Source organism: Rhizobium sp. ERR 942 (genome assembly GCF_007828395.1).
Taxonomy (GTDB): Bacteria; Pseudomonadota; Alphaproteobacteria; order Rhizobiales; family Rhizobiaceae; genus Rhizobium; species Rhizobium dioscoreae.
The window spans coordinates 570,797-587,580 of sequence record NZ_VIUA01000001.1 but is presented as its reverse complement, the minus strand read 5'-3'; the positions used below and the strand labels follow the sequence as shown (position 1 = coordinate 587,580).

The window sequence follows — 16,784 nt, the reverse complement described above, 5'->3', positions numbered from 1 at the left end:
ATGTCACAGAAGACCTTCTTTATCACCGGAGCGAATTCCGGCTTCGGTTTCGCAATCGCAGCCGCCGCGATCCGGAACGGCCACAAGGTTATCGGCACCATCCGCTCGGAACAATCGCGGACGGCCCTGACAGAACGCTTGCCGGCAGTGCAGCCCATCCTATGCGACGTGACGGAATTTGACCGCATAGGCGACGTTATCCGACAGGCGGAAGAAGACCATGGACCAATCGACGTGCTGATCAACAATGCCGGCTACGGTCACGAGGGAGTTCTTGAAGAGTCGCCTCTTGAAGAAATGCGCCGCCAGTTCGACGTGAATGTCTTCGGCGCAGTTGCGGTCGCCAAGGCCTTCCTGCCGCGCTTCCGCGAAAGGCGCCGCGGCTTCATCGTCAACGTCACCTCCATGGGCGGCATGATCACCATGCCCGGCATCGCCTATTACTGTGGAAGCAAATTTGCGCTTCAGGGCATCTCGGAAGTTATGCGAGCAGAGATGGCGCCTTTCGGCGTTCGGGTCACTGCCCTCTGCCCCGGCTCCTTCCGGACAGACTGGGCCGGACGCTCGATGGTCCGGACCGAACGATCAATCGCGGATTATGACACGCTGTTCGATCCGATCCGGCAGGCGCGGCAATCCAAAAGCGGCAAGCAGCTCGGCGATCCCGACAAGCTCGCCACAGCCGTCCTGGACCTGATCGAATCCGACGCCCCTCCGCCGCAGCTCCTGCTCGGCAGCGATGCCCTTGCACTTGTGTCGGATAGGATTGAGCGCCTCAAACAGGAGATCGAAGCCTGGAAAGCCGTTACCGTTTCCACCGATGGCTGATGGCCGCGACGGTTGCGATGGCGGGAAGCCGCCATCCAGCCCTGCGAGCAAGTCTGGATCCGAACCCTAGTTGTTCGAGCGATCGGCCATGAGAGCGGTATCGCCAAGATAGCGCCGGATCTTCGTCTCGAGAAGTTCGGGGCTGATCGGCTTGGACATGCAATCATCCATGCCAGACTGCATGCACATGATGCGATCGACATCCAGCGCCTGCGCCGTCACTCCGACGATGGGCACATGATATCCCTGCCCGGCCTGTGTCTCGAGCTGCCGGATCATGCGGGCCGCCTGATGACCATTCATAACCGGCATGGACACATCCATGAGGATTAGCGACGGCCGCAGCTGGCGCCATGCGTCCACGGCAGCCTGGCCGTTCTCCACGACGAGAAACCGCAGGCCGGTCGCCTGCAGGATCTGCGTGAAGACGATCTGGTTCACCTCGTTGTCCTCCGCCACGAGGACGTCGATGGCATTGCCTGATTTGGCCGACGTCATCCGGTCCGTGGCCTCGATCGCGGCTGCGGCTTCCGTCTCTATCGGCAGCCGACGTTCAACGGAGGCCAACCGCTCACCCAGCTTTTTCCGCCGCGATGCACGCACGACATCGATGATCGTGCCGCGCAGCACATTGGCGCGCACAGGCTTCATCAGATGCGCCTGGCCGTTGACGGCGGCGAATTCCCTGTCGCAACCAGCGACACCCATCGACGTCAGGAACACGATCGGCAGCGTGTCGAAACGCGGATCGGCGCGCAAGGCGGCCGCGACCTGATAGCCATTCATGCCGGGCATGCTGTAATCGACGATAACAGCATCGACCGATACGCCCATATCGAAGGCGGCATCCAGAATAGCGAGTGCGGTCCTGCCATCCTCGGCGACATGCCCGTCAAAACCCCATTGCACCAGCTGTTCGGTCAAGATTCGCCGATAGATCGCGTCATCTTCCACGATCAGGACGCGGGCATCCCTGACATTGGCCGGCAGCTCCGCGATTTTGCCCCGAGCAGCAACCAGCGGCATCGGCAGATGGACCGTGAAGACCGATCCCTTCCCCCATTCGCTCTCCACCGACAGCGAACCGCCGAAAAGATCGACGAGACCGGCAGTAATGGTAAGACCAAGGCCCGATCCCTCGAGCCGCCGCGCAAAGGATGAATCCGCCAGTGAGAATTTGTCGAAGATCGTATCGAGCTTTTCTTCGGGAATGCCGATGCCTGTATCTTCGATACGGAGGACAAGCAATATGGTGTCGCCCGGTGCCGGCTGGCTGTCCAACTCCACCAGCACATGACCGCGCTCGGTGAACTTGATCGCATTGCCGACGAGATTGGTCACGATCTGCCGAAAACGACCGGCATCGCCGAGGATCGCCGCCGGTACGCCGGGAGCGATGCGCACCATCAGCTCGATATTCTTTTCCGATGCGGCCGCAGCCAACAAGGTCGCGATATCCTCGACGGCCTCGGCGGGATCGAATGCCATCTTGCGCAGATGCATTTCGCCGGTATCGATGCGGGAAAAATCGAGAATGTCGTTGATGATGGTCAGCAGCGCGTTGCCCGATTTGACGATGATGTCGACGAAGGTCTTCTGGCGCGCATCGAGATCGGTCTTGCCAAGCAGTTCCGCCATACCGAGAACGCCATTCATCGGTGTGCGGATTTCATGACTCATATGAGTGAGGAATTCGGATTTCGCCCGATCCGCGGCATTGCTGCGCGCCAGGAGCAGCTGCAAATCCGCCTCGCGCTCCTTCATCTCGGTAACGTCGGTCAGCACCACCGTCCAGCGGCGATGCTCGCCGAGCGCGGCTTCGAGCTGCATCCAGCGATCGCCTTCAATCTGGAACACACAAGAGATCGGCTTGCCGGCAGCGACGCTTTCTCCCCAAGATGCCCGCATAGCCTCGGCGTCCTCGCCGAAGTCTCCGCGTTGCGCACAATAATCGAACGCCGCAGACCAGTTTTTACCGACCTCGAGGAGCTCGGGCGGCAGCTTCAGCATATCCTTCAGCCGGTCGTTGGCTAGTATGATCGTACCGTCTTGAACGATCAGCAGGCCTTGGGACATGGCTTGCATGGCATCGGCCATCAGCTCGCCGAGGCGTTCCAGCGCCAGCCGAGCCTCGGTGATCTCGCGGAATTGCTGCTTGACGGCGGAAATATCCGTGTAGGACATCAGCGTCCGCCCGTTGGCAATGCGGCGCGCATCGATGATGACGGATTTGCCGTCGGCAAAATTCACTTCTGTTTGCAGATGCTCGCCTGCCTTGCGCAGTGCTGCCAGACGCGCCTGATAAATGTCGTCGATGCTGCGGCCGTCGGTGTCGAAGCGCGCGAGTTCGTAATGTTTGGCGATGAGATCCCGATAGGGGCGGCCTTCGAAGCGCTCATCCTTCGAGAATTCGAAAATGTCGTAGAAGGCATCATTCACGTATTCGACGACGTAGTCGCTGTCGTGGATCAAGACACCGATCGGCATCGAGCGAAGAATATTGTCGAGATCCTGATGCAGTCCCCTGGCAGGCGCTTCCAGAAATACACCGAAAATATAGAGGCGGTCTTCCGCAGGGGAAAAACTTTCGATCTGGATGCGCGAGCGCTCACGACCCGATCCATCGAAGCACAGCGCCACTTCTTCGGAGCCGAAGACCAGCGCACGGCGCTCCCTGTCTTCTCTGTCGGCGCTCTCGCTCGCATCGAGAAGATCGTGACTGCGATTGCCTATGAAATCGGAAATATCGCGCCCGAAAAACCGCGCATAGGCATCATTGACGGCGACGTAACGAAGCTCGCTGTTCTTGATGTAGGCGGGCCGGTCCAGACTGGCGATCCGACGGCACGCTATGTCGAGCAGTTCACCGTCCAAGGTCAAACGGAGCCTCTCTTTTCACCGCGCATGATAGTTCATGAAACGACGCTCTAACATGAATGCCTTTAACAAGGCGTTAACCATGTTTAACCATCGCGCCGACGTCGCGTTCAGACCATGCACTGTTCTATAACGGTCATGCCTTGGTCGCAAACGACGGCGGCACATCGAGGGAAACTCTGCCAAGAATCCGTCAACGGATCATTGGGAGCGAGCGCCATGAGCGATGAAGAAAGCCTGACCTTGAACGAAGCGCAGATCGCAACGGCGACGGGCGAACGGCGGCGGCGGGCCGGAGGGCGTGGCGCCGAGCGCAGCCGCAAGCCGAGCGGCACGAAATATCTCAACCTCGTCAACAATCTCGCGCACACGGAACTCCTGTCGCCTGAAGCGCTTGACGATATTCATGAGGCATCGCTGACCATCCTCGAAGAGATCGGCATGGATATCATCCTGCCGGAAGCGCGCGAGCGCATGAAGGCTGCCGGCGCGGACGTCACGCCGGGCAAGGAACGCGTCCGCTTCGATCGCAACATGATCATGGAGCTGATCGCTTCGATCCCCTCGAACTTCACGCTGCATGCCCGCAATCCCCTTAGAAACGTCGAGATCGGCGGCCGCAATCTTGTCTTCGCCCAGGTTGCCTCCGCCCCCTTCGTCGCCGACCGAGACGGCGGCAGGAGAGCCGGCAACCAGGAGGACTTCCGCAAGCTCATCAAGCTCGCGCAGTCCTTCGACGTCATCCATATGACCGGCGGCTATCCGGTCGAACCCATCGACATCCATGCCTCGGTGCGCCATCTCGATTGCCTTTCCGACATCGTGAAGCTCACCGACAAAGCCTTCCATTGCTATTCGCTCGGTAAGCAGCGCAATCTCGACGCGATCGAAATCGCCCGTATCGGCCGCGGCATCAGCATGGAGCAGATGGAGCGCGAGCCCTCACTCTTCACCATCATCAACTCCTCCTCGCCGCTGCGCCTCGACGGACCGATGCTGCAGGGGATCATCGAAATGTCTTCGCGCGGCCAGGTAGTCGTGGTGACGCCGTTCACGCTAGCGGGTGCCATGGCGCCGGTGACGATCGCCGGCGCGCTGGTGCAGCAGAATGCCGAGGCGCTCTGCGGCCTCGCCTTCACCCAGATGGTGCGCAAGGGCGCGCCGGTCATGTATGGCGGCTTCACCTCGAACGTGGACATGAAGACGGGCGCGCCCGCCTTCGGCACACCGGAATATATGAAGGCGGTCATTGCGGGCGGCCAGCTCGCCCGCCGATACGGCATCCCCTACCGCACTTCCAACACGAACGCTTCCAATACGCTCGATGCGCAGGCAGCCTACGAATCAGCGCTGTCGCTCTGGGCGCTGACCCAGGGCGGCGGCAATTTCGTCCTGCATGCAGCCGGCTGGAGCGAAGGCGGGCTAACCGCCTCCTTCGAGAAATTCATCCTGGATGTCGACATGCTGCAGATGGTCGCCGAATTCCTGACGCCGCTCGATGTCAGCGCCGATGCCCTGGCGCTGGATGCCGTACGCGACGTTGGCCCCGGCGGCCATTATTTCGGCACGGCGCACACGCTCGCCCGCTACGAAACCGCCTTCTATTCGCCAATCCTGTCCGACTGGCGAAACAATGAAACCTGGACGGAAGCCGGAAGACCTACAACCTACGATCACGCCAATCGCGTCTATAAGGAAACGTTGGCGCGCTACGAACGGCCGCCCCTCGATCCAGCAATCGAGGAAGAGCTCGACGCCTTCGTCGCAAGACGCAAGGCGGAGGGCGGTGTTCCTACAGATTTCTAATTAAAAATCAAAGGCTTTACGCCTGGAATCATGAACGAAATTTAATCTCGCGACCCACTTTTCGGCCGCGACTTCGCCCCGTTTCCCAAGCAACGTCTAACTCGGCTTTGGCTGGGAGCCAGCCTGTGTTTTGGGAAAGGGATGTCAATGTCTGTGCTTCGCACTTTAACGACGGCCGGTTTGATCGCGCTGACGCTTGGCAGCGCCACGGCCGTAACCACCACCACTGCCAGCGCCTCCGACCGCGGCGTCTTCTTCGGCGGTCTTGCCGCGGGTGTCGTCGGCGGCGCCTTGGTAGCCGGGGCTGCGCGACCCGCCTATCCGACTTATTATCCGGCCTATCCGGCCTACTATGACGGCCCGGTCTACGAGCGCGTCTATGTGCGCCCCTATCCCAGCTGCTATTGGGCGTGGCGCCACGACGGGTGGGGTCGGCCCTATCGTGTCGAGGTCTGCCGCTAGGATCAGCAATCGCTGATTGAGCGCATGCGCCCTTGTCAGATTTGGGATGCCGCCGGATTTCGGCGGCATTTTTGTATGCGTGATGAAAAGCTTTCGCTTACAGCTCTTGACATTCCCCGGATTTAAGACCAAATGCGCCTCAGCTTTCACCTTCCGGCCGCCGCGTGAGCGTGCCCTGCGGGACAATCTGTACGCAAGAGAAGGATAAAAGCGCTTTTATGAATGAGGCCGCGCCAAGCGCTGCGGCCAATGCGCTGGGAAAGCTATTTCCAACTTACAAGTTCCCACTTCACGCGGGGTTCTTGACGCCAGAGACAGACCGGACCGCATGGTGCGACCCGGCCTATTTTCTGTGGCGCCCCGAAAGGTATTGAATTGACCGATTTTCACTCGCTTGGTCTCTCCAAGCAGATCGTAGATACGCTGTCGCAGAACAACTTCGCTACGCCGACGCCGATCCAGGCTCAGGCCATCCCGCTCGTTCTCCAGGGCCGCGATCTTATCGGCCTCGCCCAGACCGGCACCGGCAAGACGGCCGCATTCGGCCTGCCGATCATCGAAATGCTGACCAAGGAAGGCAAGCGCCCGGATAACCGCACGACGCGCACCCTAATCCTTGCCCCCACCCGCGAACTCGTCAACCAGATCGCCGACAATCTGAAGCTCTTCGTTCGCAAGACGCCGCTGCGCATTAACATCGTCGTCGGTGGTGTTTCGATCAACAAGCAGCAGCTTCAGCTGGAGCGCGGCACCGACATTCTCGTCGCGACGCCGGGCCGCCTGCTAGACCTCATCAACCGTCGCGCCATCTCCCTCGGCCACGTCACGCACCTCGTCCTCGACGAAGCCGACCAGATGCTCGATCTCGGCTTCATCCACGATCTCCGCAAGATCGCCAAGCTCGTCCCGGCCAAGCGCCAGACCCTGCTCTTCTCGGCGACCATGCCGAAGGCGATTGCCGACCTCGCTTCCGATTACCTGACCAATCCGGTCAAGGTGGAAGTCACCCCGCCCGGTAAGGCTGCCGACAAGGTGGAACAGTATGTGCATTTCGTCGCCGGCCAGAACCACAAGACCGAAATCCTCAAGGAAACGCTGAACGCCAACCCGGATGGCCGTTCGATCGTCTTCCTGCGTACCAAGCACGGTGCCGAGAAACTGACGAAGCATCTCGACCATGTCGGCTATGCCGCCGCCTCCATTCATGGCAACAAGAGCCAGGGCCAGCGCGAGCGCGCTCTGAAGGGCTTCCGTGATGGCGACGTCCGCGTTCTCGTCGCAACTGACGTCGCCGCACGCGGTATCGACATTCCCGGCGTTTCGCATGTCTATAATTACGACCTGCCGGAAGTGCCGGATGCTTACGTCCACCGCATCGGCCGCACCGCGCGCGCCGGCCGCGATGGCATCGCTATCGCCTTCTGCTCGCCCGACGAAATCCGCCTGTTGCGTGACATCGAGCGCCTGATGGCTATCGAGATCGCCGTTGCGAGCGGCGAAGCTCCGGCCGATCGCGGCCGTCCCGTTCGCGGCAAGGGCCGTGGCGGCCAGGGTAATGGTAATCACGGCAATGGCGGCCAGGGCAGAGGCCAGAATGGCCAGGGACGCGAGCGCGGCGAAGGCCGCCCGCAACGTCCGGCCCGCCGTCCGTTCTTCGACAAGGAAAACGGCGAGGCTCGTGGTGAGGCTGGCGAGCGCCAGGAACGCCGCCCGCGCGACGATCGCCCGCATCGCGAAAACAATCGCAACGCCGATTTCCGTGGCCAGCGCCGCAACGAACCGACGCCACGCCCGGAACCCGACAACGACCTCGCCTCCACCTCGGATTTCCGTCCCGCTCGCAAGCAGCAGCACAATGGCCAGTCCAATGGCAACGGTGCCGCGCATGAGGGCGGCGCCCATCGCGGCCAGCGCCATTCCCACGGCCGCCCCGCAGGTCGCCACAACGAAGAGCGTGGCGCCCAGGGCGAACAACGCAATGGCGGCAACGGCCGCATGCGCCGCCGCGGCAATAGCGGCCAGCGCCGCGAGCGTGCCTGATGGAGTTAAGGGGGCCGATTGGCCCCTTTTTCTTTGGTTATTCCGCCTGGCTTTGCAGGCTTTCGATTAAAGCCGGGAGATCATCCCAAACATATGCGATCTGACCGATTGCAGTTTCGCCGAATGTAAGCGACCCCGTCGCCACTGATCGACCGCGCAGGCGCTCGTAGAAACCCTTGTTTGGATTGTTCTCCAATGCCAACGCCAGCAATCCTTTATGTTCCATATCTTTGAGAGCTCGCGCCACTTTAGTAAAGAGAGCCGAACCGATCTTGCGGCGCTGATAGCGAGGCAGAAGATAAAGCGCGTAAACTTCAGCTTCCTGCGGGAAGCCCGAATGCCGGCTTGACCCTCCGCTCGCAAATCCGACAACCTTGCCTTTCTCGTCTTCCGCCACGTAATAAGCAATGCCGGCATGACCAAGATAGCGGCGATGGCGCTGCTCCTGATGTCTATAGGACATGCCCTTTAGGAAATCCTCCGGCAACAGCCCGGCAAAAGTCGCCCTCCAGACATCGACCACGACACGGGCAATGCCCGACAAATCGCCGTCGACAGCAGGCCGAATCTCAATCGCCATCAATAGTTCCTCCGTTGACGGCCTGCATGAAGACTGCGGACGCAGTCATGAGAGTAAATTCGAAACTTCGAAGCAACCCGGCTTTCTCATTTCTCTTGGCGAACAATGTTTGGATGACTGTTTCCTGCCTGCAGACGCTTCCCGGCATAGTCTAGAGCGTGTTGGGAGGATTGGGAGGCGGTGCATTGCAAAAGACGGCAACGCGGCCGATGTCGGCAAACGACTGGGGGCAGCTCCTGCTTCTCCGCGCGTTGTGGGGCGGATCATTTTTCTTTGCCCGTATAGCGGTGGCAGAAATCCCGCCGCTGGCGCTGGTGCTCTATCGGGTTTCGATTGCCGCGCTTGTTCTGCATGTCTGGTTGCGCCTGCGTAACATTTCCTTTGCTCCCGCTATTGCCAGATCAGCTTCGTTCCTGGGTCTCGCACTGCTCAACAACGTCATCCCGTTTTCTCTGATATTCAGCGGCCAAACGGAGATCGGAGCAGGCCTTGCCTCGGTGCTCTACGCGACAACGCCCCTCTGGACAGTCCTGGTCGCAAATCTGCTGACGGCTGACGAAAAGCTCTCCGCCAGCAAGCTCGCCGGCGTGGCTCTGGGGATTGGCGGCGCTGCCATTATGATCGGTCCAGGGCTCTTCGCCAATTTGGGCGGACCGACATGGGCAAAGCTTGCGGTCATCGGAGCGGCAATTTCCTATGCATTCGCGGCCGTTTTCGCGAAGCGATTTCGGGATATCAAGCCGGTCGTTGTTGCCGCCGGCCAGTTGACCGCCTCCACCATCGTTATGATACCGATCGTCCTTCTTCTCTACGATCCGGGCGAAATCATAAGTACGAATATCTCGATCTGGCTGGCCATTGGGACTCTTGCAATCGTAACGACTGCCTTCGCCTTCATTCTCTATTTCAATCTCATCGCCTCCGCCGGGGCGACAAATGCGTCGCTGGTGACGCTGCTCGTGCCGGCGAGCGCGATCATCTTGAGCGCCGCATTCCTTGGAGAACGTCTGGAACCTTACGAATTCCTCGGATTGGCTCTGATCGTCTCCAGCCTGGTAGTTGTCGATGGCAGGCTCTTACGATGGCGGCAACGGAGCGATGCCCTGAAGAAATCGTAGAGCCTATTCCGGCACGACTTCCGCCTGACGCCGATTGGTGAGGTAGACACCGATCACCACAATCACCGTGCCGACGATAATCGGCAGCGTCAGCGGCTCGCCGAATGCGATAGCGGCCTCGATGGCGACGGCCGGCGGCATCAGGTAGATCAGCGATGCGGCGCGCGATACCTGCCCGCGGCGGATGAGATAGAGCAGCAGACCGACGGCGCCCATGGACAGGCCGAAGACCGACCAGAGCAGCGACAAAATCGCTGTCTGCGTGCCGTCAAAGTGCAAATCTTCGAAGATGAAGGCCAAGGGAACGGTCACGATCAGCGCGCCGACATATTGCAGGGTCGCAATGGTTCTGAGGTCGCCTGTCTGAAGGTGCCGCTTCTGATAGAGCGTGCCATAAGTCACCGAGACCATAGCCAACAGATTGACAACGAGCGGCACCGCCGATTGCCAGAGGTTGGCCGTATCCGTCGCCAGGAGTTTGGGCGAGATCGCGATCGCAATGCCGAGGAAACCGAGAAGCAGACCGACCTTCTGGATCGGCCGCAGCCGCTCGCCGACGAGAAGCGGCGCAGCCATGGCGGTCATCAGCGGCTGCAGTGCCGCAATGATGCCGGAAATGCCGGCCGGCACGCCCTCGGCAATCGCCCACCAAAGGCCCGCGAGATAGATGCCGTGCAGGAAAATCCCTGAATAGACAGCCCGAAACACGCTCGTCCAGTCGCGTGGCCATCGGGCGCGGACGATCGAACAGAGCAGCACGAAAGCAAGCGCCGAAAGGCTGTAGCGGATCATCAGGAAGGTAAAGGGACCCGCATGCAGCGAAGCATATTTGGCGACGATCCAGCCGGTGGACCAGAGAAGGACAAAAATCGCGGGCGCAAGCCTATCGAGGGACATGGGAATCGGACCGGTATATGTGGCGCTTGGGATCCGGAATCCTGGTCGACTCGGGGTGTCGCGCGGAGGGGTTGAAGGCTGATAGCCGATAGCGGCTGTGCGGTCAAAATCGATCTGCTGAAAACAGCGATCAATTTTTCTTCACGTCCGGCCAACCACCGGCGTGCTTTCAGAAACCTTAGCCACCACCCAGGCACTCAGTCCGCAAAAGAAGCAGATGCTCAAATTTTGATCCAAGCATTGCGACAAGAGCTGGCAGGCAACAACCTGATTACTCTTAAATGCCTGTAAATCTGGCATTTTTCGATATTCAGAAATTCGCGATGGCAACTGCGCATAGTTCTTGCATTGTAAAAACCGTTGTATTCAAATGGGTAAAAACACGGGGACCGCACCTTTGGCATTTGATGAAATGATTACTGCGGATGAAAGTCCGCGCGCGCCTTACGAGAAATACTTCGAGTGGTACTCAGGCCAGGACAGGGGCCACCTCATTGCCAAATCCCGCGATGCGGAAACCATCTTCCGAAAGACGGGTATTACCTTCGCGGTCTACGGACACGCAGACTCCTCCGAAAAGCTCATCCCCTTCGATATCATCCCCCGCATCATATCAGGCCGCGAATGGCGCAAGCTCGCCCAGGGCATCGAACAACGGGTCGTCGCCCTCAACGCCTTCCTCGACGACATCTACCACAAGCAGGAAATCATCCGCGCCGGCCGCATTCCGCGCGAGTTGATCGAGAAGAACGACGCCTTCCTGCCTGAAATGATCGGTTTCCGCCCGCCGGGCGGTGTCTACACCCATATCGTCGGCACCGATATCGTGCGTACCGGCGAAGACCAGTTCTATGTGCTCGAGGATAATGCCCGCACACCTTCCGGCGTCAGCTACATGCTGGAAAACCGCGAAACGATGATGCAGATGTTCCCCGAGCTGTTTCACCAGAACAAGGTACAGCGCGTCGAGGACTATCCACTGCTGCTGCGCCAGAGCCTGGCATCGCTCGCGCCTCCCGGCTGCACCGGCAAGCCGCGCGTCGCAGTGCTCACGCCCGGCATCTACAACTCCGCCTATTACGAACATTCTTTCCTGGCCGACATGATGGGCGTGGAACTGGTGGAAGGCTCGGATCTGCGCGTCATCGACGGCAAGGTGAAAATGCGCACGACGCGCGGCTATGAGGCGATCGACGTGCTCTACCGCCGCGTCGACGACGATTTTCTCGATCCCCTCACCTTCCGCCCGGATTCCGCACTCGGCATTCCCGGCATCATGGATGTCTATCGCGCCGGCAATATCACCATCGCCAATGCACCCGGCACGGGCATTTCCGACGACAAGGCGATCTATTCCTACATGCCTGAGATCGTCGAATTCTATACCGGCCGCAAGCCGATCCTTGAAAACGTGCCGACCTGGCGCTGTTCGGAGCCGGACAGCCTGCAATATGTGCTCGACAATCTTGCCGATCTCGTCGTCAAGGAAGTCCACGGTTCTGGCGGCTACGGCATGCTTGTGGGACCGACGGCCACGAAAAAGGAGCGGGCGGCCTTTGCCGAGAAGCTCAAGAGCAAGCCGAACAACTACATCGCGCAGCCGACCCTTTCGCTCTCGACCGTGCCTATCCTCGTCAACAAGGGTATTGCGCCGCGGCACGTCGATCTGCGGCCCTACGTCCTCGTCTCCGACAAGGTGCGGATCATCCCCGGCGGGCTGACCCGCGTGGCGCTGAAGGAAGGCTCGCTGGTGGTCAATTCCAGCCAGGGCGGCGGCACCAAAGACACCTGGGTTCTGGAGGACTGATCGGACATGCTGGGAAGAACCGCGAATGGCCTCTACTGGATGTTCCGTTACATCGAGCGCGCCGAAAACATAGCCCGCCTTGTCGACGCCGGCCAGCGCATGTCGCTGACCCGCAGCGACGCCGTCGATGACGACTGGGACGGAGTCCTGCAAAGCGCCGGCGTGCGCGAAGCCTACGATGAGGTGCATAACAAACTGACCGGCGCCGACGCGATCGATTATCTGATGCGCGACCGCTCCAATCCGTCGAGCGTCATGTCCTGCATCGAATATGGCCGCAACAATGCCCGCATGGTGCGCACGGCGCTGACCCGCGACACGTGGGAGGCGACCAACGAATGCTGGATCGAGCTGAAGTCGCTGCTCGGCAAGAAGCTGAAGACGGCCGAGCTGCCTGAGACGATCGACGTCATCAAGCAGCGTGCGGGCCTCATCCGCGGCGCCTTCCACGGCTCGATGCTGCGCAACGAGCTCTACAACTTCGCCCGCATCGGTACCTTCATCGAGCGCGCCGACAACACGGCACGCATCCTCGATGTCAAATATTACGTGCTGCTACCATCCGTCTCGCATGTCGGCTCCTCGCTCGACAATGCGCAATGGGAATCGATCCTCAGATCGGTCTCCGCGCACCGAGCCTATAAATGGGCCTATGATCCGGAATACAAGCCGGCGAACATTGCCGACTTCCTGATCCTCAATGGTCAGATGCCGCGTTCGCTCGCCTATTGCTATGAGAAGATCGTGAGCAATATCGGCTATCTCAGCGCCGAATATGAAAAAAAGCTGCCGGCGCACGATACGGCGGAAGCCATCCGCAAGTCGCTGCAAAAGCTGACGATCAAGCGCATCATGGATCAGGGCCTGCATGAGTTCCTCGAGGATTTCGTCGCACGCAACAATCAGTTGGGCGCCGAAATCTCCGACGGCTACCGGTTCTACGAATAGGCGGGCGGTATCATGAGACTGACGATCAGCCATATCACGGAATATCGCTACGACGAGCCGGCGCAATTCTCGCTGCAGCGGCTGCATTTGACGCCACTGACCGGCGTGGGACAGACGGTCATCGACTGGAAGCTCTCGGTTGAAGGCGCCAAGCCCGAGGTGGAATACGACGACCAGTTCGGCAATCGCGCCACGCTGGTGTCTCTCGATGGGCAGCAGGACGCAACGAAGATCATTGCCTCAGGCGAAGTCGAGACGCAGGATCTCAATGGCGTCGTCGGGCTGCATCAGGGCTTCAGCCCCCTCTGGCTCTTCCTGCGGGAATCACCACGCACCAAGGCAGGCAAGCTGACCAAGGAGCTGTTGCGTAGCGTTTCAGGCGACAACGAGCTCGGTAAGATGCATGCGCTGATGAAAGCGATCCATGAGACCGTGGAATACAAGCCGGGCACCAGCAATACGGAGACAACGGCGGAGCAGGCACTAGAGGCAAAGAGCGGCGTCTGCCAAGACCACGCCCATATCTTCCTAGCTGGCGCCCGTGCGTTGCAGATTCCGGCCCGTTACGTCTCCGGCTACCTGATGATGGAAGGCAAAAACGAGCAGGCTGCGACGCATGCCTGGGCCGAAGCACACGTGCCCGGCCTCGGCTGGGTCGGCTTCGACCCGGCCAACAACGTCTGCCCCGATGCCCGTTATGTCCGCATCGCGACCGGCCTATGCTATCGGGATGCGGCACCTGTCTCGGGCATGCGCATCGGCACGCCGGGCGAAACCCTTATGGTCAAGGTGACGGTCGCGAGCCAGGGGCAAAGTCAGAGCCAAAGCCAGAGCTGATAGGCAAATTCATTCTGCCGAAAAAACCTCGACATGGCCTTTGCCGCCATAGCGAAGGATTGCATCATCGGCTGTCAGCAGCGGAATACGGTGAAAGCGTGCTGTCGCCACGATAATTCGGTCTGCCGGATCGGCATGGAATTCACCCGGCAGCCGAACGCTGTCCACCGCGATCTGTGGCTCTATGGGAGCTAGCTCCAAACCAGGCAAAGCCAGTGCCGTGGCGAGCCAACGGCCAACGTCATCACCAAGTGCGATGCGCCCTTTCTCTGCAAGCATAGCGACTTCCCAAGGAGTGATCGCGGAGACCAAAATGCGACTGCGCGCCGTCGTTTCATCGATAAGCTTACGAGCCCGAGCACTCAGCCTAGAATCGTCGTGCATAGCCCAGATCAGAATATGCGTATCGATGACGATCAACGCGTCGCGTCCCATTCTTCAGCATCGATAGCGGGCAGGAACGGATCGTTATAGTGGAGAACAGTACCCTTCATCGCACCGATAATGCTGGGGCGATCTGTTTTCTCCGACGCAGGAGTCAGCAGAGCGACCGGCTTTCCACGCTTCGTAATGATAATAGGCTCCCCATCATCGCCCATTTGATCGATCAGATGAAGACATTTTGCCTTGAATTCGGCTGCACCGACAGATTTGACAGACATGGACACTATTCCTGTACAGATGTACATAAAACATGGTCATTTCGTGCAAAATAGTCAATGCCGCCTCGAAGTTCCAGTAACGAAAAAGGGGCCGAACCCTCGTCCCGCCCCTTTTTCCAATTCCAGAAGATAAGCCTTTAATGGCTATCGCGATTGTTCGGGATTTCCGAGCCGCGCGGGCCAACGAGGAAGTCGAGGTCGGCGCCGGTGTCTGCCTGCATGACCGACTTGACATAGAGACCGCCGTAACCGCCGGTGAGCGGCTTGACCGGAGAAACCCATGCAGCGCGGCGCTTGGCCAGTTCCTCATCCGACACTTCGAGCTGGATGGTGCGGGCGGGAACATCGACGGCGATGATGTCGCCGTTCTGCACCAGCGCCAGCGGGCCGCCGTCGGCTGCTTCCGGCGCGGTGTGCAGGATGACGGTGCCGTAGGCCGTACCGGACATGCGCGCATCGGAAATGCGGATCATGTCGGTGATGCCCTTCTTTAGCACTTTCGGCGGCAGGCCCATGTTACCGACTTCGGCCATGCCCGGATAACCCTTCGGGCCGCAATACTTCAGCACCATGATGCAGTTCTCGTCGATGTCGAGATCGTCACGGTTGATACGGGCGTGATAGTCCTCGATGCTTTCGAAGACGACGGCGCGGCCCTTGTGCTGCATCAGATGGGGCGATGCAGCCGACGGCTTCAGGACAGCACCCTTCGGCGCGAGATTGCCGCGCAGAACGGCGATACCGCCCGACTGCGTCAGCGCCTTCTCACGGGGAACAATGACGTCGTCATTGTAGTTGACGACATCTTTGACGCCTGCCCAGATCGTGTCGCCGGTAACGGTGATGGCGTCCTTGTGCAGCAGGCCCATCTCGCCAACCGCCTTGATGACGACTGGCAGGCCGCCGGCATAGTAGAACTCTTCCATCAGGTGCTTGCCCGACGGCTGCAGGTTGACGATCGTCGGCACTTCGCGGCCGAGACGATCCCAATCATCCAGCGACAGATCGACGCCAACGCGGCCGGCAAGCGCCAAAAGATGCAGAACGGCATTGGTCGAACCGCCGACGGCGCCATTGACACGGATGGCGTTTTCGAAAGCTTCCTTGGTCAGAATGTCAGAAGGCTTCAGGTCTTCCTTGACCATGTCGACGATGCGGCGGCCTGACAGCTGCGAGATAACACGACGGCGAGCATCGACCGCAGGGATGGCGGCATTGCCGGGCAGCGTCATGCCGAGCGCTTCGGCCATCGACGCCATGGTCGAGGCCGTACCCATGGTCATGCAGCTACCGGCCGAACGGGCCATGCCCTGCTCCGCATCCATGAATTCATCCAGCGACATCTCGCCAGATTTCACCATTTCGGAGAATTGCCAGATCGCCGTGCCGGAACCGACATCCTTGCCACGCCACTTGCCGTTCAGCATCGGGCCACCGGAAACGAGGATCACCGGGATGTCGACGGAGGCAGCCCCCATCAACAGGCTCGGCGTGGTCTTGTCGCAGCCGCCGAGCAGCACCACACCATCGACTGGATTACCACGGATCGCTTCTTCCACGTCCATGGCCGCCAGGTTGCGGAACATCATCGCCGTCGGGCGCAGCGTGCTTTCGCCAACGGAGAAAACCGGGAATTCGACGGGGAAGCCGCCCGCTTCGTAGACGCCACGCTTCACGCGCTCTGCGAGATCGCGCAGATGCGCATTGCAGGGCGTCAGCTCCGACCAGGTGTTACAGATGCCGATGATCGGACGACCGTCGAATGTATCGGCCGGCAGGCCCTGGTTCTTCATCCAGGAGCGATGCATGATCGCATTTTTGCCGGTGCCGCCAAACCAGTCGTAAGAGCGCAGCTTGCGCGGCCATTCAGCTTTCTTTTTCATGTCTCAGTACCCTTTGCGTCGCCCAGACAGCCTCGTTCG

The 16,784-nt window shown here is 59.9% G+C and carries 14 protein-coding genes; 8 read left to right on the top strand and 6 right to left on the bottom strand.

Annotation, left to right across the window (positions count from 1 at the left end):
• A complete protein-coding gene (locus FBZ97_RS02845) occupies positions 1-828 on the top strand; it encodes an oxidoreductase (protein ID WP_145316414.1) in 828 nt (275 codons plus the stop codon).
• A 66-nt stretch (positions 829-894) separates the two neighbouring features.
• Here FBZ97_RS02845 and FBZ97_RS02840 read toward each other — a convergent pair whose 3' ends face one another.
• Positions 895-3,708, bottom strand: coding sequence for a response regulator (locus tag FBZ97_RS02840; protein ID WP_145316412.1), 2,814 nt, complete (start codon positions 3,706-3,708; stop codon positions 895-897).
• A 216-nt stretch (positions 3,709-3,924) separates the two neighbouring features.
• Between FBZ97_RS02840 and FBZ97_RS02835 the strand changes: the two genes are divergently transcribed.
• The 3 genes from FBZ97_RS02835 to FBZ97_RS02825 all read left to right on the top strand — a co-directional run bounded on the left by FBZ97_RS02835 (position 3,925) and on the right by FBZ97_RS02825 (position 8,013).
• Complete coding sequence (locus FBZ97_RS02835; protein WP_145316410.1) at positions 3,925-5,511, top strand: trimethylamine methyltransferase family protein; 1,587 nt, start codon at positions 3,925-3,927, stop codon at positions 5,509-5,511.
• Between the two features lie 147 nt (positions 5,512-5,658).
• Entirely contained in the window at positions 5,659-5,973 is a 315-nt protein-coding gene (locus FBZ97_RS02830) for a hypothetical protein (RefSeq protein WP_145316408.1), read from the top strand.
• 375 nt (positions 5,974-6,348) lie between these two features.
• Positions 6,349-8,013, top strand: a complete 1,665-nt coding sequence (locus FBZ97_RS02825; RefSeq protein ID WP_145316406.1) for a DEAD/DEAH box helicase — start codon at positions 6,349-6,351, stop codon at positions 8,011-8,013.
• A gap of 37 nt (positions 8,014-8,050) precedes the next feature.
• On the opposite strand, the gene FBZ97_RS02820 is transcribed toward FBZ97_RS02825, so the two are convergent.
• The gene (locus FBZ97_RS02820; protein ID WP_186449435.1) at positions 8,051-8,536 is read right to left on the bottom strand and encodes a GNAT family N-acetyltransferase; all 486 of its coding nucleotides are present in this window, start codon (positions 8,534-8,536) and stop codon (positions 8,051-8,053) included.
• Between the two features lie 266 nt (positions 8,537-8,802).
• On the opposite strand from FBZ97_RS02820, the gene FBZ97_RS02815 reads away from it, so the two are divergent.
• Positions 8,803-9,711, top strand: a complete 909-nt coding sequence (locus tag FBZ97_RS02815; RefSeq protein WP_145317546.1) for a DMT family transporter — start codon at positions 8,803-8,805, stop codon at positions 9,709-9,711.
• Positions 9,712-9,714: 3 nt separating this feature from the next.
• Here FBZ97_RS02815 and FBZ97_RS02810 read toward each other — a convergent pair whose 3' ends face one another.
• Positions 9,715-10,608: a DMT family transporter gene (locus tag FBZ97_RS02810; RefSeq protein ID WP_145316402.1), complete on the bottom strand. Its 894-nt coding sequence runs from the start codon at positions 10,606-10,608 to the stop codon at positions 9,715-9,717.
• A gap of 397 nt (positions 10,609-11,005) precedes the next feature.
• Here FBZ97_RS02810 and FBZ97_RS02805 point away from each other — a divergent pair, with 397 nt between their 5' ends.
• Genes FBZ97_RS02805 through FBZ97_RS02795 form a run of 3 tightly spaced genes read left to right on the top strand, consistent with a single transcriptional unit; the run spans position 11,006 to position 14,200 of the window.
• Positions 11,006-12,415, top strand: coding sequence for a circularly permuted type 2 ATP-grasp protein (locus tag FBZ97_RS02805; protein WP_113351783.1), 1,410 nt, complete (start codon positions 11,006-11,008; stop codon positions 12,413-12,415).
• A 6-nt stretch (positions 12,416-12,421) separates the two neighbouring features.
• Positions 12,422-13,363 carry an alpha-E domain-containing protein gene (locus tag FBZ97_RS02800; RefSeq protein ID WP_113389007.1) on the top strand — a complete coding sequence of 314 codons (942 nt, stop codon included), beginning with the start codon at positions 12,422-12,424 and terminating at the stop codon, positions 13,361-13,363.
• 12 nt (positions 13,364-13,375) lie between these two features.
• A complete protein-coding gene (locus FBZ97_RS02795; RefSeq protein ID WP_145316400.1) occupies positions 13,376-14,200 on the top strand; it encodes a transglutaminase family protein in 825 nt (274 codons plus the stop codon).
• A 9-nt stretch (positions 14,201-14,209) separates the two neighbouring features.
• Here the strand turns inward: FBZ97_RS02795 and FBZ97_RS02790 are convergent, their stop codons facing one another.
• The 3 genes from FBZ97_RS02790 to araD all read right to left on the bottom strand — a co-directional run bounded on the left by FBZ97_RS02790 (position 14,210) and on the right by araD (position 16,745).
• On the bottom strand, positions 14,210-14,620 hold the full coding sequence (locus tag FBZ97_RS02790) for a type II toxin-antitoxin system VapC family toxin (protein WP_145316398.1): 411 nt from the start codon (positions 14,618-14,620) through the stop codon (positions 14,210-14,212).
• The gene (locus tag FBZ97_RS02785; protein ID WP_145316396.1) at positions 14,617-14,862 is read right to left on the bottom strand and encodes a type II toxin-antitoxin system Phd/YefM family antitoxin; all 246 of its coding nucleotides are present in this window, start codon (positions 14,860-14,862) and stop codon (positions 14,617-14,619) included. Before FBZ97_RS02785 ends, FBZ97_RS02790 begins: the two co-directional genes overlap by 4 nt.
• A 137-nt stretch (positions 14,863-14,999) precedes the next feature.
• Positions 15,000-16,745, bottom strand: coding sequence for an L-arabinonate dehydratase (gene araD / locus FBZ97_RS02780; RefSeq protein WP_069612773.1), 1,746 nt, complete (start codon positions 16,743-16,745; stop codon positions 15,000-15,002).
• Between the last annotated feature and the right edge of the window lie 39 nt (positions 16,746-16,784).

Bases quoted from the DNA above. Each gene is read 5' to 3' on its own strand.
- FBZ97_RS02845 (WP_145316414.1), top strand. From the start codon at position 1: ATGTCACAGAAGACCTTCTTTATCACCGGAGCGAATTCCGGCTTCGGT.
- FBZ97_RS02835 (WP_145316410.1), top strand. From the start codon at position 3,925: ATGAGCGATGAAGAAAGCCTGACCTTGAACGAAGCGCAGATCGCAACG.
- FBZ97_RS02830 (WP_145316408.1), top strand. From the start codon at position 5,659: ATGTCTGTGCTTCGCACTTTAACGACGGCCGGTTTGATCGCGCTGACG.
- FBZ97_RS02815 (WP_145317546.1), top strand. From the start codon at position 8,803: ATGTCGGCAAACGACTGGGGGCAGCTCCTGCTTCTCCGCGCGTTGTGG.
- FBZ97_RS02810 (WP_145316402.1), bottom strand. From the start codon at position 10,608: ATGTCCCTCGATAGGCTTGCGCCCGCGATTTTTGTCCTTCTCTGGTCC.
- FBZ97_RS02800 (WP_113389007.1), top strand. From the start codon at position 12,422: ATGCTGGGAAGAACCGCGAATGGCCTCTACTGGATGTTCCGTTACATC.
- FBZ97_RS02795 (WP_145316400.1), top strand. From the start codon at position 13,376: ATGAGACTGACGATCAGCCATATCACGGAATATCGCTACGACGAGCCG.
- FBZ97_RS02785 (WP_145316396.1), bottom strand. From the start codon at position 14,862: ATGTCTGTCAAATCTGTCGGTGCAGCCGAATTCAAGGCAAAATGTCTT.
- araD (WP_069612773.1), bottom strand. From the start codon at position 16,745: ATGAAAAAGAAAGCTGAATGGCCGCGCAAGCTGCGCTCTTACGACTGG.